We start from the raw sequence: 25,523 nt of genomic DNA, 5'->3' as shown, positions 1-25,523 counted from the left end.
TTTTCAGTTAAGCTGTAATCAATTGATAAATAAACCAGCAATAACTGCTGGTTTATTTAGGGTTTAGCTCATTCTACTTACACTGCAGCTTGGCTTTGTTGAGCACTTGCATCACCTTTGTCTTTACGATACTTCGCTGCGATCTCAGAGATATCACCTTTAATACTCGCTAAATTAAGGTCTATCAATGTACCGCCATTTTCAAAGTGTCGAATAAACGTAGAACCGACTGCATGCGAAGATGCCGCCGAGATCACTGGCATAAATGCAATGGAACTAAGCGTTCCAATGATAGGTATAGCTTTAAGGAAACTACTCAAGCCAGCCCCTCCCAATGTCTGTGGAAAAGAGCCACCAATTACCGCACTAATAGTGCCTCGCAGCTTATTCTCACTATAGGATTGGCCATATACCTTAGCAATCTCATCAATCATTTTTATTTGAATACCTGTCAAAGCTACCAAATCAACCACTGGAATTGGAATAAGTCCGCTGCCAAATGACCATTTGCTATACTTATCGACGATGATCTGCGCTACAGCAACTCGATTTTCTGCTTCAACGAGATCTGCTTGTTGCTCAGAAACGGTGTCAGTATTCGCCTTTTCGTCCTTCGCTGTTTTTGCCGCTGTCATATTTTTTCCTCTATGAATTAAATTAACAGTTGTTGAACCCACCAAATTACTGCTCTAGTAAAACTTTAGTCAGTAACTTGCCCTTTTTCACTTTTCTTTTCATATTCATGAAAAGAAAAGTAATACTTTGCATAAACATGCAAACAGTAATTGGACTACAACCACTCCTTGTTCAGGTTTGGTTCCAACTTTATTAGTACTTAGCCCACAGCCAGTACAAGAAACTAATCAATTCAATTCTTTTGACATTCACCAATTCATCGACACAACTTTACGCATCAATTAATATCGCTTGGCACTTATCTTCTCGGTGCTTATCACTGTAAAAAATTATATTTCTGATCTCACTTGCAATGCAGTCCGACTCTAGTCCTGTTTTAACGTAATTACTAAAGACCATCACTGATTGATCCCGTTCCACTAAACGGTTAAAGCTTGTCACCCATGAATAAGGATAACTACCTGAGTACTGTAAAAATTTTTCATATTTTCGCAGGTTTGCATCAGCAGGATCTGATGGACAATCGGCAACTTTGCCAAACTGTAAAGGGTCAATAAATGTAACAAACCAACCATAACCATAGTATTCGCATTGCGTACTGTTACCGGTATTAGAATAAGGTGCAAATGCCACTAATTTTTGTGCCTCATCTAAAATTTTACTTGTGTATAATGCCTGATCCCACTTATGCATATCAGTCACTGTTGAGTACATATCACCAGCAGAATAAAGTACCAATGGATTGCTATAAGGATTCTTTAAAATATTCTCGTATGGCGCAGGACCGCCAACTAATGGCGGTCTGCCATTGGCTAGTGGTAAATATGGGTTTTGATTTGAGATATAGCCTGTGGTCATATTTTTATACACGCCAATGGCGCTAAATGAACCACTATCGTTCATATTAATGGGATCTAATATCTGTTCTTTAAGGAGGTTTTCGAACCAAAAGTTACGGTCAATATCGCCTTGGCTACCCGCAGCTATTTGCTCAATAATATTGCCGACTAAATAATAATTACAATTACTATATTGATACTTAGAGCCCGGAGTAAATGTCGGTTTTTCATCTTGTTCTGTACAAGTACAAAAACGATTACTGAAATCTTCAGGCCCATTTAAATTTAGCGTTTGATCATAAAGAAACGGCCGCCAACCATAATTATCATAAACGTCTTCATTATCACTGTAATTATTAATGCCTGAAGACATAGTCAATAAATTGTGCAATGACACATCCGCACATTGATTTTTAGGAAACCAAGGTAGATAGTCACCTATAGTCTGTGTTCTTAAATCTTTTCCTTTGAGCATTTTCATTAACATGGTTGCCGCAAATGCTTTAGTGTTAGAACCAATTCGGTATTTTGACTCTGTAGTATTTGCAATATCATATTGCATATTTTGTGGTCCACAATTAGCCTCGTATACAACCGCGTCACCAGAAGTAATATACACAGTGCCAAAAAAGACTAAAGTGTCACAATATTCTTGCACTGTTGTAGCAATCATTTCTATCTGAGCCGCTGTGATAGTGACATTTTTTGCCACACTCTTTTTTTGCAAACAAGACGCTAAAATCAAACTTAATAAGCAGACAACCATGATTTTAAACTTTACATGCATAAGCCATTTCATTATTTTTCTCCTGTAAATAGCCACATCTCTTTGCCAAAATCATCACTGCTAACAAAGTGAAAATAGTCTTAGTAAACTTCTCATAATAACAACCTGTTAAGCCATGCCCACCAGTACTTTTCGAGGACCGCTATATGCTTCTCGTCCATGGGTGTACAGCATGTTATCAAGCAACAAAATATCATTACGCTGCCATTGATAAGAGAATGTAAGCCCACGATACACATCATTGATTGCTGCTATGTCTTGTGGGTCAATGTCCGTGCCGTCACCGAAGTACGCATTACGGGGCAAATTTGCTTCACCGATACTACTTCGCATTGATTGCACCACGGCACTGTCCATACTTGAACAATGAAAAAGATGGGCTTGATTAAACCAGACTTTTTCACCACTTGAAGGGTGAGTGACAACAGCAGGGCGGCATTGGCGTGTTTGCAATTTATCGCCATCGACCCATTCGAACTGTATGTCGTTTGCATGGCAATACTGTTCAACATCACTTTTACTCTGTGTTTGAAACACTTCTTGCCAAGGTAAATCAATATCACCGTAGTTTCGCACGTACATGACGCCTAACCGCTCAAACTTTTCTCTGATCCGCATGGGTATGTGGTTATACACCGCACGACTATCGGCCAAGGGAGTATTGCCCCCAGTCGTCGCTGGCACCACACAGAAAAACCCCATTCTCTTAGGCCAACTATTCGAATACGCATTTTCGTTGTGTTGTAAAATCACCTGATCAGCATGGTATTCTGTAGTGGTATAAATATTATTCTTCAACGCAGTGCGTGGCGATGAACGATAAACATACTGCTTTAGAGGCTCACCAAAAATAGTTTCTAAAATAGTACTAAATTGGTGAGTACTCACAATATTTAGCCCTCTCAGTAGCGCTAAACCATCTTGATTTACCCAATCATTTATTAAGTCAGTATTGGCTTTAACCCATGCCAAACCACTTTGCTTTTGAGCGCTCATATCATGCACACGGCAATCGCTATTGTCAGTGCAAAAATCCATATCTATTGCTAATAACTGATCCATTTCATTCCCGTCCTTTTATAGGTAGAGGTTTACTGTAGAACATTTTTCACCCACTTGTTAATAAAGTGTATATTTACTTGCAATTTGTTCAACGATTGCAGCAACAAACTGATGCTGTAAGATTGACAGATGATTACCTGTGATCTCTATTGCCGAAAGTTCAGGGTTAACTACTCGCCAGCCCATATCATCAGCAAGCAATTGGCCTGCAAACTCTTTGGTATCGTGTGCTTTTATAACCATAAGCGGCACCTCAAGTAACTCTCTATTTATTTCTACCTTTGCTTGTAACTGCGCTTTATATACGCATTGCAGTGTTAGCAATTGACGAGCACTGAACTGGTAGCCCGCAGCAGCTAAATGCTTACTTAACCACTTTGTTTGTTGTTCATCAGCAAGCGTGCAATATAACTGCTGCTCATCGTCAGTTAAGTTCAATTGAAAAAATTCACTCAGGTTCGCTATTAGTAACGCTGCTATTTGCCTGTCTTGCAGTTCTAGCACAGCTGAATTAGGCATAGGCGTATCAATTACTAGCAGTGAGGCTGGAGCTTTATTGCGCAGTACTAATTGCTGCGCCATTTGATGAATAACAAAGCTTCCAAATGAATGACCAACCAAGTGAATATTAGCGTCTATCCCCTGCTCAATTAATGCGTTGCAGTAATGGTGTGCGGTCAGTGACAATGAATTAATAATATCTGGCTCTAAAGCGATCAGATCTGGCTGCAAACCATAAACAGGAATACGTTGATCTAGTTGATTAACCAATGCTTGATAGATCATCAGTAACCCTCCCGCACCGGCGACTAAAATCACCGGCTGAAACCCTTGTTCACCGGCCTGTAAACAGACTAAAGTTGTAGGCTGAAAATCAGCAGCGTGGCTTTTTTGTAATTGCTCAATTGCCTCAGCTAAAGCGTTTACAGTACGGTGGCGAAATAACATATCAATAGATACCGTTAACTGCATCTGATAGCTCAATTGTGATACCAAGCGCATTGCCAGTAATGAATGACCACCCAGCATAAAGAAATCATCGTTGATCCCCACTTGCTCTATGTTTAACAACTGACTAAATTGTTCAACCAATAATTTATGCAATGGCGTGATCGGCGCACTATATGAAAAGTCATTATGACTACTCAATTGTTGCGCTGTTTTACTAAGCTGTTTTCGATCAATTTTGCCATTATTTGTACAGGGTAAACTGTCAACAAATTGAACATTTTGTGGCACCATATACTCGGGCAACACACCAACTAAAGCACGAATTAGTTGCTCACTGGCTCGCTCTAGCTCACCCACATCAACAAATGCAACTAGCTGCTCATTGCCACTTTTATCTTTACGAACCACTACAGCACAGGCGTTTATTTGTGGCAACGCAAGTAAATGACGTTCTATTTCGGGTAACTCAACACGATAGCCGCGAATTTTAACTTGTTCATCTAAACGCCCTAAGAACATTACTTCTTGGGTATTTGTACAACGCACTTTATCACCCGTTTTATATAACCTAACGCCGCTTTTTGGTTCAATAATAAATGCAGCAGCCGTTTTCTTTACATCGTTAAGGTAACCCCTTGCTAACCCTTTTCCACTGAGGTACAGCTGCCCACTAACATAATAGGGAACCGCTCTTAAATATTTATCTAGAATGTGTAATTGTAGCCCTGCCACTGGTTGGCCAATCGGTACTTCAGAACCTGTATAATCAGTTACCTCAATTAATGTTGCAGAAATAGTTGCTTCTGTTGGTCCATAAGCATTGATCAAAATAATATTATCACTGTAATAAGCTTGCCATTGCTGCAACATTGCGGCTTGCATTTGCTCTCCACCAATTGTGATAATGCGTAACTGATCGGCAAGTGTTACTGGTGCTGCAGCTAATTGATGCCAATAGGCTGTAGGTAAACTCATTAAGGTCAATTGACTATATTGCGATAGTTTAGCTAAATACTGGGTATCGAGTAATTTTTGTTGATCGGCCATCACTAAAGTTGCACCGCTTAGCAAAGTACAAAAAACCTCCTCTGCAAATACATCAAAGCTGCAACTTGCAAACTGTAAGTAATTATCTTGCGAAGTGATCGCATAATTTTTTTGTAAGCACTGCACATAGTTAATAACACTGTGTTGCTCAACCATAACTCCTTTTGGCACCCCTGTTGTACCTGAGGTATAGATCACATAGCATAAATCATGCGGTGTGTAAGTTACTGTTGGGCTGTAATTAGGTTGTAAAGCAAGTGCCGCAGCACAAGTATGAAGATCGATGTTAAGTGTTGGCGGTAATGCGCCCTGCCAGTCTTGTTCGCACGTTAGCAATACTGCAAGCTCTGCATCAGCGGCCATAAACTGCCGCCTTTTTAATGGTAAACTAGGTGCAATCGGTACATAAGCCGCACCGATCTTTAAACTCGCTAAAATAGCGACAATCAAATCACAACCTGGGCTCAAACAGATCCCTATGGTCAAAGCTCTGTCAGAGCCTAGCGTATGTGTGAGTAAGTAATTAGCCAGTCTGTTAGCGGCTGCATCCAACTCATTATAACTCATTGTTTTAACTGGTAGGTTATTGTCATCATTATAATATTTCAACGCTGTTGACTCACCATAACTTGCTACAATTTGTGTAAATCGTTGTTGTAATGTTGTTGCTATATCCCAGCTTACATCTGCCACTTGATTAGCTGATAAACTAAACTCAGCTACCTTATCTATACCTGTTGTAAATCGATGATCTACTAAATCAATTGCTAAGCTAGACAATGGTTGCTCAGGTGCCATTACAAACGATTGTAATAACTGCTGCAACATAGCCAAGCAATGACTGGCAAGCGGATCATTAAATAGTGCGCTTTGATAACTCAAGGTCAATGAGAGTTGCTCAGCTTGGCCAACAACTAAAGTCATTGGATAATGAGTGAGATCTTTACTGTCATTCGCTAACACCTTAAATGGCATATTTGCAATTTCAGCCAATGGATCTGTCGGGAAATTTTCAAATACATACAAAGCATCAAACAATGGACTGCCATTAGCAATATTACTGTAGTTATGTACTTGGGTTAATGGAGTATGTGCATAATCAGATACAGCTAATAAGCTTTGCTTAACTGACTTTAAATACGCTAACACCGACTGCTCACCCGATGTGGTTAACAACACAGCTTGGGTATTAATGTATAAACCAACCCGTTGCTCAACGTTAGTAAGTTGGCTAGGTCGCCCAGATACTGTTTGCCCAAATAAGGCGTAATCTGAATTGCAACAAACACTCAGCCAGTAACCCCAGGCACCTTGCAGTAAATGATTAACTGTTAAACCCTGTTGACGAGCAAACTCAACCAATTGTGAACACAATTCAGGCTCAAGCACTAAGGTTTGCTCAGACACCGTGTTGATATCATCGCCTTGCTTGCGCTGCGCAATATGCTCAACCAATAATGTTGCCTGATCTATATTGGCTAGATAACCTTGCCAAAATTGTTGCTCGGTTGTTTTATCTTGTTGCTGTAGATACTTAATATAGTCGCTATAGTTATCTTTTTTTAGAGATAAACCATGCCCTGCAAGGCGAGCCTGATAATGCTGTAATAACTCTGAAAACAATACAGGTAATGACCAGCCATCCATGATCAAATGATGGTATGTCCAAATAAATGCCATTTTTGTATCACTCAGAGCAAGCAAACGTAATCGCATACAAGGCGCCGCAGCTAGATCAATACCTTGTTGATATTCCTGATCTGCAATAGCAGTAATATAGGCTTGCTCATCAAGTATTGATTGTTGTTGCTGCTGCATAATTGCGTCAGTTACCAAGTCAACCTGCAATGGTACATGGTATTTATCAACCACGATTTGCACCGGTCCCACTGGGCTTGCTACGAACGCAGTACGTAATATGCTATGTGTATCAAGTAGCTGGTGCCATGCATACTCGAAAGCTTCGATGTCAAATGCCCCCTCAAGTAACAGTGTCGTTTGTTCATAATAAGCACTATGTTGTGATACTTCACCAGTTCGTTGACTGTGAAACCACATACCTTCTTGCAGTGCACTTAGCGGGTAAATATCAACAATGGCTGATTGCTTAAAAGGGGCTAATAAATGTTGTAACTGATGATTTGCCATCGTTGGCAAGAGTGGAAAATCACTTACCGTATGGCGCTTAATGTCGTCTTGTATGCAATGTTCAAGCACCGTCATAATACTTGCTTGATAATGCGTCATAAATGAAGCGACATCGGCTTCAGCTATACGGGCACCACCATACTCCACATGCATCGACAATTGCTCATTGACTATTGCTGCTGTTAATTGCAGACCATAGTAGGCGTGATTATGTTGGCTATGCAAACTGCCCGCGGATTCTGGCGCATCATCTAATAAACCATTATGTTGCAGCGCACTATCTAGCTGGCCTAAATAATTAAAAAATAGATGATTCTCCGTCGTAATAGTCAACGATTGGCGGGTCTCCTCATCTGGATGATAATAACGTAAGGCTCCATATCGACTAGCTTTAGTCGATAAATTGGCTAATTGCTCTTTCATATCACAGATCAAATCGGCAATATTTTGCGTATTGCTAAATAATCGAAATGGATACATAGCAGTAAGCCAGCCAAGCGTTCGAGTACTATCAAGTTGATTATTAAGTAACTCTCGGCCATGTCCTTCAAGGATAATAAGATGATCGTCCAAGTCATAATGCCTAACTGCAGACCATTGTAACGCGGCCAACAGTAGCGTTTGGATACTGGTATTATAAGGTCTATTTGCTGTCGTCAAGAGCTGCTGCGTAGCTGCACATGGGAGCGTTAATGTATGTTGTTGCAGTTGTTTTTTGATTGGCTCTTGCTGCCTTACAAAACGAAAAAAGCTGGGCTTAGTCGCCACAGCAACCAATGCTTGCCAGTGTTTTAAATCATATTCATCTTTACCTTGCGCAATTAAAAATTGACTAATGTCATATAAATTAGCAGTACGAGAAGCAAAACAAATATTCTGCTGTAATTTTGCAGCTGACAACGCTTGGTTAATATCTTCAAGCAAAATGCGCCAAGATACACCATCAATTAATAAGTGATGGGCGATGATCAGCAAGCGGTTATCACTTTGCTGAGCTGGGGTTTTTATATGGCAGATTTGCAACAATGCAGTGCCATCAAAGCGAAAAGCTCCTTGTTGCACTTCACACACTTTCTCTAATGCTTGAGACCAATCATCATTGTGCTCAGCTAGATCAATAAAATGGCAAACGTGATCTGCACTAAGATGCTGTTTTATAAAAAATTGCTTTTGCAGGCCTTTATCATCAACGACTAACCGCAAACTATCATGGTGCGCTAATAAAGCGCATGTTAACTCTTTAATATGTTGCACAGTCACTGTTTTATCAACACTGAGTAAGAGTGACTGGTTCCAATGATCAGCTGCTACAAATTGTTGTTCAAAAAACCAATGTTGAATGGGAAGTAATGGCAATGCGCCTGAAAAGCTTTGCTGTGGCTCAACCTGTTTCCGTTGTGGCTGTTTGTGTACCAATTGCTCAGCTAGCACTGCAACGGTACTAAAGTTAAAAATATCAGCTACTGACAAACTAATATTTTGCGCTCTTGCCCGACTGGCAATTTGAATACTGAGAATTGAGTCCCCTCCCGCCGCAAAAAAATCATCATCAACTTGCAGCATCGGCTGATTTAATACTTGTCGATACAAAGTGAGTAGTAAGCTGCTTAATCCGCTTGCTTGTTGTGCTGCAGGTCCTTGATTTAATTGCTGTGTAACAATTTGTTCGCTTGGTGTGCGTAGGTGTTTATGTAATTGCAGATGATCTATTTTGCCATGTGCCGTCAGGGGAATTTCATCTACGTGAATAAGCTCACTCGGTATCATGTGATCCGGTAACTTAACTTTAAGACTTGCTATACTTTGGCGCTTAAATTGCGCTTGGAGCGAATCACTTATCTGTGGCGTGACAATAAAAGCCAACAGCTGCTTATGGCCTTCAGCCAATTCACTCACGCTAACAACACAATCCGTTACGCCAGCAATAGCACGTAAGTGATACTCAATTTCAGACAGTTCAATACGGTAACCGCGTAATTTAACTTGTGCATCATTGCGGCCAATATAGGCAATACGACCGTTATTTAATTGCCTAACTAAATCACCAGTTTTATAGGCTCGCAGTTGTTGCTCTGCAACTGTCGTTAAGTAAATAAAACGCTGTGCTGTAAGCTCTGGACGGTTCAAATAGCCTCGCGCTAATCCTGCACCAGCTATATATAATTCACCAATCATGCCAGGCACAACCGGCTGCCCCTGCTGATCAACAATTAATAACTCTACATTATCAATCGCATAGCCTATATCTGGAGCCATGCCCAGCTCTTCCGTTGTTTTACCAACCTCAGCCGAGGTGGCAACAACTGAGGTCTCTGTAGGGCCATAATTATTAATAATACAATACGGTTTTGCAGCTGAGGGGCATGTTTTTAACTTGTCGCCGCCAACCAGTAAATAACGCAAAGTAACAGGCGTAAAAGCGTGATCTGCCAACATTATTTCAGCGATTGGGGTGGCTAAAAAGCAATGACTCACATGATGTTCATCAAGTAGTTGCGCTAATTGTTGCGGGTTATCTAAACTTTCTCGCGGCACAATTACCAGCTTTGCTCCGGCGCTTAAATAAGGCCAGATCTCCCAGCTTGCAGCGTCAAACGCGATATTTGCTGTTTGACTGGCAATACTTGATTTATCAACAGCAAATGCGCGTTGATGCCAACGGCATAAATTGCTCAGCCCTTGGTGGGGGATCATTACCCCTTTAGGGTTACCCGTTGTGCCTGAGGTATAAATGACATACGCTAATTGCGCCGCCTCTATTTTGGGTAATTGCACTTGACTTAGTGTATTACATGCAAGGTTTAAAGTGTGCTTAAATTGCTCATTATCAAGGTAAATAAGCTGGCTGTTCGCACCACAATTATCTTCTAACAGCGCTGCAAATGCAGTGTGAGTGATAAGCCACTGCGCACCACAATCATTAATAATATAAGCAATTCTAGATGCTGGATAATTCGGATCAACAGGAACATAACAGCCACCCGCTCTCATAATCGCTAGCAATGAAACTATTAAGTCAATGCCGCTTTGCATGCTTACAACAACAGGCTGTTCAGCTTGTAAGCCTTGCTGTATCAAGTATTTTGCCAATAATTCACTACGCTGATGAATTTGCTGATAACTCGCAAATTGCCCTGAGGCTGCCTCAATAATGCCAGTGTCAGTTTTAGCATGCTGTTCGGCTACAGCAGTAAATGCATCTATGACGGTTGCAACTGGCTTATTTAGCCGTTGCTCACCTTTGAGCACGCAGTTATGCAGCTGTTTATCTGTCAACATTGTAGCTGACTGTATAGCAACCTGCGGATCGGCTGTGAATGACCTAATTAAAGTGCATAATGCCGTAGCCATGGTTTGAATTGTTTGTGGGGTAAATAACGCCGTGTTATAAGCCCAGCTAAAGCGTAACTCATCGTCATCTTCACTGCATGCCAGCTCAATATCAAATTTTACTTGCGGTGGCTGCTCATCAATCGCTGTAACCTGTATATTAGGTAATTTAAACTGTGTATTTAACCTTGGGTTTAAAGAAAATGTAAGCTGAAAAACACTCTGTTGACTCATGCCACGCGGTAACTGCAAAGCATCAACAATTTTTTCAAATGGCATGGCTTGATGCTGACCAACGGCAACAATTAATTGTTTTTGCTGTGCGAGTAGCCCTTCAAAACACATATCTTCGCGCAATTGACAACGGATCGGCAGTGTATTAATAAAGAATCCAATTAAGGGAGTTAGTTGCGTTTGTGAACGCCCTGAAAATGGCGCACCAATCACAACATCATCACACTGACTATACCTAGCTACAAATGCGGCATAAGCACTATGCAGCCACATAAATAAGCTCACATCAAACTGCTGGCATTGCCTGTGGATCGCCGAAACCGTGGTTTTATCTAGCTGTATTTGATAGCTCGCACCAGCGGACGTAAGCTGTTTAGGACGTATTTTATCCAGCGGTATTTGATGTATCGGTGGGGCATCTTGTAACTGTTGTAACCAAAATGCTTGGTGTTTATCTAACTGCTGCTGGTGTAACTGACTACGCTGCCAATGAGCATAATCCCCGTATTGAATTGATAAAGGTTGCGCAAGCTGTTCAGGCAACCGAGTTTGACTCGTAAAGCTTTGATAAAACGCTTCAAATTCACTCGCTAATATTGCTAAAGAATGTGCATCAGAGGCAATATGATGCATATTTACCCGTAACTTCCAATGCTTTGCATGCAGCTTAACTAAAATAATACGCAGCGGTAACTGGCACCTTAAATCAAAGGCTGTTTGGCTGTCATCGCGCAGCGTTTTTAACCACAGTCGTTGCTGTTGCTCATCGTTAAGTTCACTGGCATCTATGATCTTTAACACCGATGGAAATGTGTCTTGGATCACTTGCTGAGGTAAGTTTGCTTTACCGACTGTGATAAACGTACGCAACACTTCATGACGCTGCACGATAGCGTCACACACGCGTTGAAATGTACCAACATCAAGCAAACCATGCAGTTCAAAATTAGCTGGCATATGATATTGCACGTTTCCCGGCTGCAATTGATCTATGGTCCATAATCGTTGTTGAGCAAAAGATACCGGTAATTGCGTTACTGATTGCACTTTCGGGATAACTGCTGATGCTACAGTGTAGTTGGCAGCTTTATTGCGCGCAGCCGCTAACGCGAGTGTGTGGACCTGCGGCGCGTAAAACAGATCAGCTAAAGTAATCGACAACTGAGCGTGTTGCGCTAAGTGACTGACTAATTGGCTAGCTAATAATGAATGCCCACCCAATTCAAAAAAGTGCCCTTGCCTACCCACGTTTGAAACCTTTAATATCGCCTCAAATGCCGCAGCGATTGCTTGTTCGTCATCCGATCCTGGAGGCTCATCTGCAGTTGCTTTAAGCTGTAATTGATCCAGCGCTAAGAGTGCTTTTTTATCAATTTTACCGTTCACCGTTAATGGCATCTGCAGCACGGCAATAACATTCGTTGGCAGCATAAATTCGGGTAATGTGGTGCGTAAAAACTGTTGTACTTCGCTTGTGAGTGCAGCAAATACGGCATCACTTTTGACGATAACAAATGCTGTGATCCGTGGATTAGTCGGCTGTTGAGTATTCAGTAACACTGTTGCGCTACTCAGCTTAGGGTGGCCACGTAACTGGTTTTCTATTTCACCCAGTTCAATACGGTAACCGCGTACTTTAACTTGGTCGTCAATACGGCCCATATAACTCAATTCGCCAGTTGCTAACTGACGTACTAAATCACCCGTTTTATATAGTTTTTTAGCTGCGTTAGCTGAAGAAAATGTATCTGCCACAAAGCGCTCAACGTTGAGCTCATCACGGCGCCAATACCCCCTGCAAACCCCATCCCCACCTACATATAACTCACCAACTGCGCCAACAGGTAGTAACTGACGAAACTTATCCAAAACGTAGCAACTGGTCGTTGGTATTGGCCGACCAATATTGTTTGCACCAGATACCAGATCTGCGTCATGTAAACGCTTGAAAGTCACATGAACCGTTGTTTCAGTAATGCCATACATATTGATCAGTTGGCAGTCGCTAAAGCGTTTTGCCCAAGGGGTCAACTTAACGGGCTGTAATGCTTCGCCACCAAAAATGACGTATCTAATTTTGCTCTGCTGTATACGCTGCGAAGGCTTGGTTAACATTGCTGTTTGTAGCGCATAAAAAGCACTGGGGGTTTGATTTAGCACGCTGACGTGTTGATCTAGTAATAAATTTGCAAATGCATCACTGTCTTTTGCGGTATCTGCATCCACAATAACTAAGCGTCCACCAAAAAGTAACGCGCCGTACATTTCCCACACCGAAAAATCAAAACAAAATGAATGAAACAGAGTCCATACATCATGCTCATTAAAATCAAATAAACTCGGCTGTACACACAATAATCGGATCACTTGGCGGTGTTCAATTTGCACGCCTTTAGGCCGTCCAGTAGTGCCAGAGGTGTAAATCATATACGCTAAGTGGGATGGACAAATAGCTAACTCGAGGTTTTGTGTATCACTAATCTGATTAATAGCTGTGTAGATCGCGCAATCATCAATATTTATGCACGTTAAGTTATGCTGCGAAAACAACCCGAGACTACTGTTATCACACAACACTAAGTTACTCTGGACATCGTCTACAATATAACTGATCCGATCGCGAGGATAATTGGGATCAATAGGCACATAAGCAGCGCCAGCTTTTAGCACCGCTAATAACGTCACCACTAAATTAACATTGCGGGTTACGCTCACTGGCAGCATATCTTGCGCTTCAACACCCTGACTTAATAATACTCTGGCGAGTAGATTTGCCCGTTCATTAAGCTGTTTATAAGTGAGTGCTTCGTGCTCATCGACTAGCGCCAACTGGTCAGCAAACCTGATTGCTTGTTGTTCAAATACACTCACTATACTGGCGCTTTGATCCCAACTTGTACTATCCGCTTGCTGCGATGTGGCAGCGTCAGTTAATGCCTGTAGCTGCTGTTCATCAAGCAATGCCAATTTTGATATTTGGGTATCCGGTGCAGCAACAATGTTTGCTAATAATACGGCAAAACTATCTGCCCAGTGAGTAATTGTCGCAAGCTCATAAAGTGCTTCATCAAACTTCCAAGTAACTGTTAAACCTTGGTTGTCGATAACTGCATTAAGCTCCAAATCACATTTTACTGCACTGTGGTGCTCTCGCGCTTCACTGCGAGCCTCAGCTATTTCAACACCCGGTAACTGAAAGGTTGGTTGCTCATCAACAGTTAAGGTGAAGAAAATTTGTACTAAAGGATGATGACTTAAATCGCGTTGACAATTGAGCCCTTCAACCAGTTTATCAAATGGCATATTGCGATATTCAAACGACTGTAAAATACGTTCTTTTTGTTGCTGCAACCATGCATTAAAAGTTAATTCATCCGGCAATACGGCATGCATAACTAAGGTATTAACAAACAAACCGATTAAATCGTTTAGCTGTGGATGCTCACGGCCCTGAGTTGGCGTGCCGATCAGTACCTGTTCCGTTTGTTTAATACGGCCAATAAATAACATAAAACTACTTAACAACCACATAAATGGTGTGACTGATTGACTCGCCGCATGTTGTTGTATTTTTTCAACAAACGAGCGACTTAACCGTTGCCGATAAACTAAACCAGACTGCTTTTGAACGCTCGATCTAACTTTATCCGTTGGTAGTGATTGCAACGGTTCAAGATCGCCAAGTGTTGTACGCCAATAATTAATTGCTGCTGTAAAGTACTCTGCTGTTAAGGTATTTCGTTGCCACGCAGCGTAATCAGCATATTGAATTGGTAACGAGTCTAATTCGACATTACCTTGCAGTAGTTGCGTATAAATGGTTTGTAATTCTTGAGCAAATATTTGCATTGACGCGCCATCACTAACAATATGATGCATATTAAATGCTAAATAATGTTGCTCATTATCGGATACCAATAGCACTCGTATTAATACATCTCGACTCAAATCAAATGGCTGAGCTTGATGTTGTATCAGCGCCGCTTTTATTTGGCTTTGTCGCTGTGTAACTGGGAATGTTGACGCATCCAGCCACTGAAAAGGCGTCACAAAGGTGTCTGTTACTTGCACATACGGTATACCTTGCGGATCAGTTATAAACTGACTGCGTAATATTTCATGGCGACCAACAATGTGTTTGATTGCCGCGCGTAACAACGGCACATCTATGTGGCCTTTTAGAGTAAACTCAGCAGGCATATAATATTGTTGGCTGCCTTGTAACTGCTCAATAAACCATAAGCCTTGTTGAGCAAAGCTCAAAGGCAAACATCTATCTCGCTCAGCGATGGCAATTGCGTCCATATTACTTTGCAACGTAACCACTGACTGTTGTTGCTGAAAATAGCGGATAATCGCCGCTTTATGCTCAATGATCCGAGCTTTAAGTTCACTTGGAAAACCGTTACTTTGTTTAAATGCTAAAGCACCTTGTTTTTCATACAAAGTAACACCTGCTCGTAAAGCATCTGCGATTAACTCTTCAATTTCTAGCAGTTGATTTTCCATCACAAAAACATCTCTTCTGAGTTATCATTTTCACTCATGGCGTTATTAGCGGCTTGATGAATGGCGTACCAGCTAGCAATAGCCGCAATTGTCGGCCTTTCAAACAGAACTCTCACTGGAATATCAGCCTGTAACCGCGCCTTGAGCAACGCCATACATTGTGTTGCCAATAATGAATGCCCCCCGAGCGCAAAAAAGTTATCGGTGATGCCAACAGAGTCAACTTGTAACTGCTCTGCAAAGATATCGACCAAGGCTGCCTCAAAGTCATTACGCGGCGGCACATTTTCAGTTGCTACTGCGACTGATTGTCCCCATTGAAGCAGTTGTTTACTGTCAACTTTTGCGTTAGATGTCAGGGGAATAGCACTTATCGCATGCCATTTTGTTGGCATCATATAAGCAGGTAAATAGTTCGTAAGGTAGTTGCTAAGCAAAGCCTGTTGCTGTGCGCCTAAGAGTGTTATTTGCTGCTCTTGCCCAAACGCTTTAATCAATGAGTTATTTGGCGTAAGCACTAAGTAAGCCTCAAGGTTTTCAGTGTCTTTATTTAATATTACACATGCCTCACTAATCTCTTTATGCTGGACTAACTGTGCTGTAATTTCGCCCGGCTCAATGCGATAACCGCGCAACTTAATTTGTTCATCGACTCGTGCACAAAATAGCAGGTGTTCTGGTTGGCCATGTTTATCAAGCAACCAACGCACTTTATCCCCAGTACGATAAAATCGCTGCACAGTTTGCTGATGCCCAAAAGGTAACCACACAAAACTTTGCGCCGTTAAACTCGCTTGATTTAAATACCCTTGAGCAACATTGTCACCGGCAATATAAAGCTCGCCAATGGCACCCATTGCGGTTAATTGCTGATGTTCATCTAATATCACCAACTGACTATCTGCAATCGCCCGACCAATTGGCACCTGGGCCATTTTACGCCGTTCAAGCTCGCTAATTTGCTTAAGCTCGCAATGATAAACACTGCAACCTACCGTCGCTTCAGTTGGGCCGTACTCATTCACCCACTGGCAATTAGGCAAATACTGAGTTAACGATTTGAGCAACTGAGTGGGTAATGCTTCACCACCAATGACAACCACATGTGCAGTTGCTACTGCAGCAGCTGGAGCAAACGCAAGTAAGCCTTGTAAATGTGCAGGAGTAACTTTAAATAAGCAGGCTTGAGAGCTGAATATCTGCTTTGCAAGCTGCTCAAGCATCTGCTCATCATCAGCAAGTAGTGTAATATTGATACCCATTAGTAATGGTGCCCACAACGAAGTGACCGTAGCATCAAATGCCAATGGCGTACTCACCACACTGGTTGTTAACGCAGCTGATAGATACTCACACTGCGCATGTGCTAAGTAACAAGCTAAATTACCATGGCTGATCATCACCCCTTTTGGGGTGCCTGTGGTTCCTGATGTATAAATAATATATGCAAGATCATCCGCCGAATATGACGCAGGCAGTGCACTTTTCGAACCATTGAGTGAGCCATACTGCCAACTGTTTGGCTCATCAAGCAATACACATAATGGCGCAATAATACTCCCGGGCTCATCCGTTAGATGCTGTTTAGCAAACGCTGACTGTGTGATCAAACACTGTGCTTTACTGTCATCGATAATAAATTGCACTCTGGATACTGGTAATTTTGGATCAATCGGCACATAGGCACTGCCGGTTTTTAAAATCGCTAACATGGCGACCAGCATTTGTGCTGTTGCGCTAACACATAAAGCAACTTTACTTCCGGCGGTTATCCCTTGTTCTTGTAAATAATTGGCTAACAGCTGTGACTGAGTCTGTAATTCAACATAACTCAACACCTCACCATCAGGGCCAACGACCGCATTACGTGTTGGATATTGTTCAGCTTGACGTGCGATTTGCGTGACAAGGTTAAGTGACTGAGTGTGCCTTGCATAGGGTGGCGAAGATAAATTAAGCAGCACATTTTCTTTGGTTGCTGACACTACAGGTAATAGCTGCAACTTCATAAGAGGGTCACTTAGTATCGCATCAATCAATACCTCGAATGCTGCTGCATATTCAGTAATACTACTGGCATTAAATAATGTCTCACTAAAATTCCACTGCAGCTCAATGCCATCGCCTTGCTCAATTGCATTGACCTCTAAATCAAATTTCATTTTTGGTGCTGCGTGTGGCTGCATTTCAATATGTAAACCTGGCAGTGAAAAATCACTCGTTTCATTGTTTTGCAGTGCAAATAAAATTTGAAATAAAGGATGATGTGCTAAGTTTCGCTCAGGCTGCAGTACTTCAACTAATTGTTCAAATGGCACTTGTTGATGTTTAAAAGCATCTAAAATCACCTGTTTTTGCTGCATTAATAACTGCGTGAAGTTTTGCTGTCCTTCACTGCGGGTGCGGATCACTAAGGTATTAACAAAAAAACCAATTAGATTAGCTATTTGTGGCTGTTCACGACCAGCAACTGGAGAGCCAACTAAAATATCCGTCGCTTCACTCAATCGCATCATTAACAAGGAAAAGGTTGTGTGTAACCACATATATAAAGTAACACCGTGTGTGGCACATTGTTGGTGGATAGCTTTAGTCGTTGCAGCGGACAAATGCTGGTTAAAACATTGCCCTTGCAACTGCTGTTGGATTGCTCGAGGCTGCTCTATTGGTAATTGATGAACAAAAGGGGCACCTGTTAACTGAGTACGCCAATAAGAAAGTGATTCATGCAAGGCACTTTCACTGCATACTAAACGCTGCCAATAAGCGAAATCGGCATATTGGATAGCTAATGGTTGCTGTAATAATGCAGGTAAAACAAATCGCGGTTCAGCACTTGCAGCTCGGTAAAAAGCAATAAACTCGCGAACTAAAATTGCCATTGACCAGCCATCGCTTGCAATATGATGCATATTAAAATGTACAAAACTTTGCTCATTGCTAATTTTAGCAACCACCACACGCAGTAAAACGTCGCTTGCCAAATCAAACGCTTTACTACTTGCATGTGACGACAGTGATTGCCATTGGTGATCTTGCTGTTCACGATTAAGCATACTTAAATCGTGCAGCTCAAGTGGGATCTCAAAGTGTTCATTAATACATTGCTCAGGCGCTGAGCCTTGGTCGCGTGTAATAATAACGGTACGCAGCACTTCATGGCGTTCAATAAGTGCATATAACGCGCCCGACAACGCAGTCAGCTCCAACTTCCCCGTAAACACAAAGCTAGCTGGCATATGATATTGCACACTTTCATTATGTACTTGATCAATAAGCCATAATCGTTGCTGTGCATAGGAAAGAGGTAGCGCTTGCTGGCGAGATATTTTCACAATCTCTTGGTGTGGCTGAATTTTTTCACAGTTTTGTAATGCTTGCGCTAACGTTGCAATCGTTGGGGTTTTAAATAATTGCGGTAATGTTATGTCGAGCTGCTTACCTTCACGAATCTTACCAATCAAGCGGATCGCTAATAACGAGTGCCCCCCTAAATCAAAAAAGTTATCGTCTAAACCAATATGTGTAGTGAGTAAAATCTCACTAAACAGCTGTAACAAATATTGCTGTAATGGTGTTTGCGCGTGCTTGCTGTGTGTTGTGCTAGTTGGCTGTAAACAACTGAGTGCGTCAGCTATCAATGTGGCTTTATCAATCTTGCCGTTTTTCGTCAGTGGCATCACAGTAATAGCATAACAGTGTGCGGGGATCATATACGGCGCTAAGTAATGCGATAAATGCGATTTAATGGTGTTAACGGCTAATGGCTTTTCATGTTGATGGTAAACAATATGTGCCGCTAACGTTTGCTGCTTGCTATCAACCGTCACCGCACAATCAGCCACTTCAGGGAGTTCCAGGATCAGCTGCTCAATCGCGGCTAAATCAACTCGAAAACCGCGCAGCTTGATCTGTTGATCCTTACGTCCACAGTATCTTAAATAACAAGCAGCACCTGTTTCATCAGCTTGCCATAACGCTATGTCGCCTGTTCTATAAAAACGCTTGGTCACTTTTCCACCCTGTTGGCTAGGCAGCTGCAAAGTAATAAAGCTGGTATTATTAAGCTCAGTCTGATTAATGTAACCTGGGCTGACAACAGGTCCTGCTATAAGTAATTCACCACGCATATTCACTGCTGCTGGCTGATCAAATTGGTCAACCACTAACAGCGTTACATTATCGTTAGCTAAACCAATTGGGACATCATTATGACGCAGTAAAACCTCATCACTGGTACTGTGATCAATTACAAAAGTACTTGAACCGACTGTAGTTTCTGTTGGTCCATATTCGTTAATCCAACGACACAGTGGTAACTTTGCACGGATCGCCAACAACAATTCAGTTGTGAGTGCTTCACCACCGATCACCAATGTATGGGTAACATTGCTTACACAATAGTGCTGCGATAATGCCAAAATGGCACGTAAATGAGCTGGCGTGAGCTTAAACAGTTTAGCGTCTGTTGCTGTAAAGAGTAGTTCCGTCAGCTGGGTTAACTGTTCACCCCCTTGCGCAATAATTTCCACCACGCCACCTTGCATCAAGGCTGGATATAACGCCGTGACCGTTGCATCAAACGCCAAAGGTGTACTCAATACGCTGCTACAAAGGGCTGAATTATCGGGCATATAATGCGCAACCGCATGCTGTAAATAAGCCGCTAAATTAGCATGATTTATCATCACCCCTTTCGGCCGTCCGGTCGAACCAGAAGTATAAATAATGTAACTCAAATCATCATCTTTGACATTGAGGCTGAGTTGTTCATCTGGCTGCTCCACCGGGTAGCCGTCGAAGTTAGAATCGTCATCAAGAAGATCATCAACGAGCAAAAAATCTGCGCCACTGTTGATCAGCGTGTCGGCATTTTCACTCAATGCTAAAATCATCATCAACTCAGCATCTTCAACAATATAACTTAACGTTTTTATTGGTGTATCTTGGTGTATCGGTACGTATACATGACGTGCCTTTAAAATAGCGAGTATCGCCACCACCATAGCTGCACTTGATGGCAGCAAAATGGCAATTCGACTTTGCGCAGCAAAATCCATTTCGAGTAAACAATGCGCAAGCTGATTAGCACGTTGTTCAAGCGCGAGGTAACTATAGGTTTGGCCATTACATCTTACTGCGGGGTGTTGCGGGTGCTGCTTTGCAAAATGCGAAAAACACACATGTAAAGGCGATGGTTGGGTATTTTGTATATCAATTGAGTCACTATGAGATAATGCCGCTGCGTGCTGGCTCGGGCTCCACAGCATTAACTCTGCGAGCTTGACGCTTTGATCAGCCAAGCATTGCTGCAACACATAACTAAATTGAGCAAAGAATGTCTCTATATTCGCTTGATGCCATAGTGCGGTATCGTATAACCACTCAATTTCTAGCACGTCACCGGTATCTATAACTGAGACTTCTAAGTCAAGTTTAGCGCTACGCACCTTGCTCTGTGAGGCTTTAATTGATAGCCCTGCTAGCTGTAAATTTTCATTTATCGTATTGTTTACTCTAAAGATGACTTGTACTAACGGCGGAATTGCTAAACTGCGTTCAGTGGCTAATTCATCCACTAAGAGATCAAATGGGATCTGTTGATGAAGCAGTGCTTCACTCAATGTTGCTTTTACATCAGCTAATGCTTGGTTAAAGCTTGTATCCGCTGACACCGTATTACGTAACACCAGCGTGTTAACAAAGTTGCCAATAATAGGTTCAAGCTCTGCGGCAACTCGCCCTGCAACTGGCGTACCTAGCACACAATCTGATTGCCCAGAAACTCGACTAAACCACAAAGTAAATACAGTTTGTAAGGTTACAAACAAAGTGTCACCTTGGTTTGCAATAAACAATCTTAATTGTTCAGTTAATGCAGGCGACAACACGGTTTTATATAAACCGCCGCCGCTGAGCACTTCGTTACCTCGCTCGTACTGTGTAGGTAACTCATGCACTGTAGGTAATTGCGCTAACTGTTGACGCCAGTAGTCAATACTTATTTGCCACTGAGGATCAGCTTGCATACTATGCTGCCAATGTACAAAATCAATATAATTATGCTCTAGAGTTTGCAAATCAGTGGCGCTTGTCATACCAATGTGCTGATTATAATTGCTAGCGAGTTCACGGCATATCAAGCCAATAGACCAGCCATCGGCAACAATATGATGAACAGTAACAAGTAACTGATAATGATGATCGGCTATTTTAATCAAGCTTGCCCGTAACATCAGCTGTGAGGTTAAATCAAATGACTGATTATAATCTTCCACTATCATCTTCTGTAACAGCTGCTGTTGATCTGCTTGTGTGCAAAGGTCTATCTGTTGCAATGAAAAAGCTAAATGGCCGTTAAAATATTGGCATGGCTGCGCATCAGCTGTACTTTTATAGTTATAACTTAGGATCGTATGGCGCTTAATGATATCTTTAAATGCCTGCTGCAATGCCACCACATCAACATCACCGCGCAGCGTAAACACGCCCTGTAAATTATATTGACGGCTGTGTCCTTGCATCTGATCAACAAACCAAATACGCCGCTGAGAAAATGACAACGGGTGTTCCCCAGCTAAATCAATATGTGTTAATTGCACCTTTGAGCTAGCTTGTTCACTACAGGTTAAATACTGGGCTAACTCCTCAACGGTTGCATGATTGAAGATGTCTTTAAGTGACAATGAAACGCCAAACTGCTGACGAATTTGGTTAAGTAATCTAATTGCTAGTAAGGAATGCCCACCGATTGCAAAAAAGTCATCTTCTAGACCCACCCTAGCAAAGCCTGTTAACTGTGCAAATAACGCCGCTACTTGCTGCTGCATTAGCGTTTTTGGCGCTACAAAAGTATTGCTGCTGCGTACCATTTGTTGTTGTAAGAATTTACGATCAACTTTGCCATTTTCAAGATAAGGTAATTGCTCTTTCAGTACAAAGAAACTGGGGATCATAGGCTCTGGTAATACACACTTTAAGTCCGTTTTGATCCGTTGTTGTAAGGCCTCAGCAGTTAATTGCTGGCCTTCATTAGATGCCACATAGTACGCAACTAAAGTATCTGCAGAGGCAATTTCGCGACAAATCACAGCACTATTTTTAACCACTGATAAAGCCGTTAACTTTGCCTCGATATCAAGTAAGTCAACTCTAAAGCCTCTGATCTTAGGTTGCTTATCTAAACGCCCTAAATATTCCAGCGCACCGTCTTTGCGCAAACGTACATTATCACCAGAGCAATAATAGCGTTGTTGTCCCTTGGTCGTGTTAATCACAACAAAACTTTTCGCAGTCTGATCCGTTGCACGAATATAGCCTGTTGCTAAACTCTCACCACCAATATAAAGCTGTCCAGGCATGCCCATGGCAACGGGCTCGTGGTGTGCATCTAGTATGGCAAGTTCAACATGCGCAAGCGCGCTACCAATAGGATAACTCATCTGCTCAGCAGTTTGATGATCCTCAATTTCATAGGTAGCCACCCCAATGCAGGTTTCTGTCGGCCCATAATGATTGATTAATTTAGCGCTTGGATAGAGCGCCCGAATTTGCGCTACTAATTGCGCTGTTAATGATTCCCCCCCTAACACCCACTGTTGAAGAGGTGCGCGAGGTGCTTGACTCGCAGCAATCGTGGCTAATAGTTCAGCAGCAAAGCTGGGAGTGATCTTTAAAAAGTTAATTGCTTGCTCACTGAACGTATCGACAATCGCAACAGGATCACTTTTTACATGTGGCGAAATTAATACCACAGTGCCGCCACTCGCCCATACCGGGTAGATCCCAGTTAAACAAAGATCGGTCGCAAGCCCTGTAACCACAGCTGACTTGGTATCATTATTCAATTCAAGTCGCTTAGTAATACTTTGAACATAGTGCGCTAGTGCAGCATGATTAACTTCAACCCCTTTTGGCGCGCCTGTTGAACCGGAGGTAAATATCACGTACGCGCTGTCATTAAGGTTTAAATTGGGTAAGCCAGTTAAATTAACCGCCGCTTTTGACAGCTGCGCAAAAGGCCATAATGTAATATGTTGCTCATTTAATACCGTAACTGCTTGCTTTTCGAGCGCGGCATCATCAAATGTTACTAAATATTCACAGCCTGCCTGCTGTAAAATTTCCGCAATACGCGCCACTGGAGTGCCTTGCTCAATCGGTAAGTAAGCACGGCCTGTTTGCAATAGTGCAAACATCGTTAATAAGGCATCGATTGAGCGAGATACCAATAATGCAATGGGTGCTGCAGTTGTTTGTTGATGATGATGAGTTTGCAAAGCTAAAATATGGCTGGCGAGTGCTGCGCTTTGTTGCACTAATTGTTGATAACTCAAACTTCGTGCGGTTTTTCCATGTTGGTCAGCTTCAATACAAGCTGTTTTTTCAGCACTAAGCTCAGCCTGCTTTATCACCTGTACAGGTAATGCAATCACATCACTGCTGACTTTTTCATGATCTTTTTTACGCCCTAACAACTGGCTGGCATAACACGCAGAGGGTAACTCAACGGTTGCAATAGTTTGTGCTGCGTTATTGCCAAGAGATATAACTAATTCATTAAAATCATTGCTCATTTGCTGAATAACATGGTCATCAAATAGCGCACTGCAATAATCAAAACTAATATCTAAGCCCTGCTCTGATTCACTTACATTCAAGGTTAAATCAAATTTTGCAGTACCGTTATCTAATGGCAATAATTTAGCCGACAATGTTGCGGTTTCCACAGTACCGGTATCTACACCATTATAATTAAACAGTATTTGAAACAATGCTGAATGTGCTGACGATTTAGCTAAGCCAAGTGTTTCGATAATATCTTCAACTGCCACACTTTGATTTGCTAGCCCTTGCGCCACTAACACTTTAGTTTGCGCTATTAATTGTGCAAAAGAGCTCTGCGGTGACACCATTTGTCGCATAGGTAAGGTATTGATAAAACACCCTATAACATTCTCAAATTCGGGCTGTTCACGATTCAATACAGGCACCGCCACCGTAATATCCTGTTTTTGGCTATAGCGCTGTAATAGTACATAAAACACACTTAACAACCCGACAAACCGAGTAGCACTTAATTGCTGACAGCAACTGTCAAATTCGGTAACCAGCCGTGTCTCGATAACACTGTGCTGGCTCTTGCCTTGATAGGTTTTTTGTTTATCACGAGGATAACTCGTTGGCAGCTCAAATAACTCCATCCCTGTTAGCGCTTGTTGCCAATAACTTAGCTGCTGTTGATATATAGGTGATTGTTTAAACTGACCTTGCCAATGTACATAATCTAAATACTGTAAAGGTTTACATGCAGCCGCATTATTAACGGTATTATTATTATTTGTCAGTATCGCCAATAATTCTTGCACCAAAAGCCGTACAGACCAACCATCGGCAATAATATGATGCATCGCAATGTATAACCATTTACCCTCACCTGAGTGGCCAATTAACGTTGCACGTATCAGTAAATCATTTTCCAGATCAAAGCGGTAACTTAATTCATCGTGTAATTTTTCAACTATTTGTGTGGGTGTTTCATGCCGTGCTATCTCAAGTGCATTCAATGCTAAGCGCAACTGGCTATTAACTCGCTGCACAACACCTTGATCAGTGTTAAAAAATTGCGTTGTTAATATTTGATGGCGAGCCAACAATTTGTCAAATGCCCGCTGTAGTTCATTTATTGTCAATGAATCTGACAGCTGCAACAGACCACACATATTGTATGCAGTTGACTGCTGTTCATATTGATCAATAAACCAAATACGTTGTTGCGCACTTGATAAACCCCCTTGTTGCTGATGATGACGTTGCATATAGGCAATCAGCTCATCCTTACATGCTTTGATCTTTGCCAGTTCTGGTGCTGGGACTGTCGTTAACTTACTTCGTAACTTTAACCGCCCATCTTGCAAATAAACGAAGATACCTTGTGCGTCCAATTCGGCCAGTAAAGTTTTAATTGCTACATTATCCAT

5 protein-coding genes are annotated in these 25,523 nt (G+C 41.9%); all 5 read right to left on the bottom strand.

From position 1 onward, the window contains the following. Nucleotides 1-77: 77 nt before the first annotated feature. The 5 genes from PVK79_RS12975 to PVK79_RS12955 all read right to left on the bottom strand — a co-directional run bounded on the left by PVK79_RS12975 (nucleotide 78) and on the right by PVK79_RS12955 (nucleotide 25,523). On the bottom strand, nucleotides 78-635 hold the full coding sequence (locus PVK79_RS12975; RefSeq protein ID WP_145233045.1) for a YcjF family protein: 558 nt from the start codon (nucleotides 633-635) through the stop codon (nucleotides 78-80). Between the two features lie 271 nt (nucleotides 636-906). After that, nucleotides 907-2,274 (bottom strand): serine hydrolase domain-containing protein, encoded by a 1,368-nt coding sequence (locus PVK79_RS12970; protein ID WP_257325819.1) that lies wholly within the window; start codon nucleotides 2,272-2,274, stop codon nucleotides 907-909. 96 nt (nucleotides 2,275-2,370) lie between these two features. Next, complete coding sequence (locus PVK79_RS12965; protein WP_257325818.1) at nucleotides 2,371-3,324, bottom strand: TauD/TfdA family dioxygenase; 954 nt, start codon at nucleotides 3,322-3,324, stop codon at nucleotides 2,371-2,373. 57 nt (nucleotides 3,325-3,381) lie between these two features. After that, a complete protein-coding gene (locus PVK79_RS12960) occupies nucleotides 3,382-15,543 on the bottom strand; it encodes a non-ribosomal peptide synthetase (protein WP_274803888.1) in 12,162 nt (4,053 codons plus the stop codon). Beyond that, complete coding sequence (locus PVK79_RS12955; protein WP_257325814.1) at nucleotides 15,543-25,523, bottom strand: non-ribosomal peptide synthetase; 9,981 nt, start codon at nucleotides 25,521-25,523, stop codon at nucleotides 15,543-15,545. The genes PVK79_RS12960 and PVK79_RS12955 overlap by 1 nt, the downstream gene beginning before the upstream one ends.

It is taken from the genome of Pseudoalteromonas rhizosphaerae, from assembly GCF_028885455.1.
Classification (GTDB): Bacteria; Pseudomonadota; Gammaproteobacteria; order Enterobacterales; family Alteromonadaceae; genus Pseudoalteromonas; species Pseudoalteromonas rhizosphaerae.
Note: the sequence above shows the minus strand (reverse complement) of the source record. Positions and strands in the feature narration are given on the sequence as shown.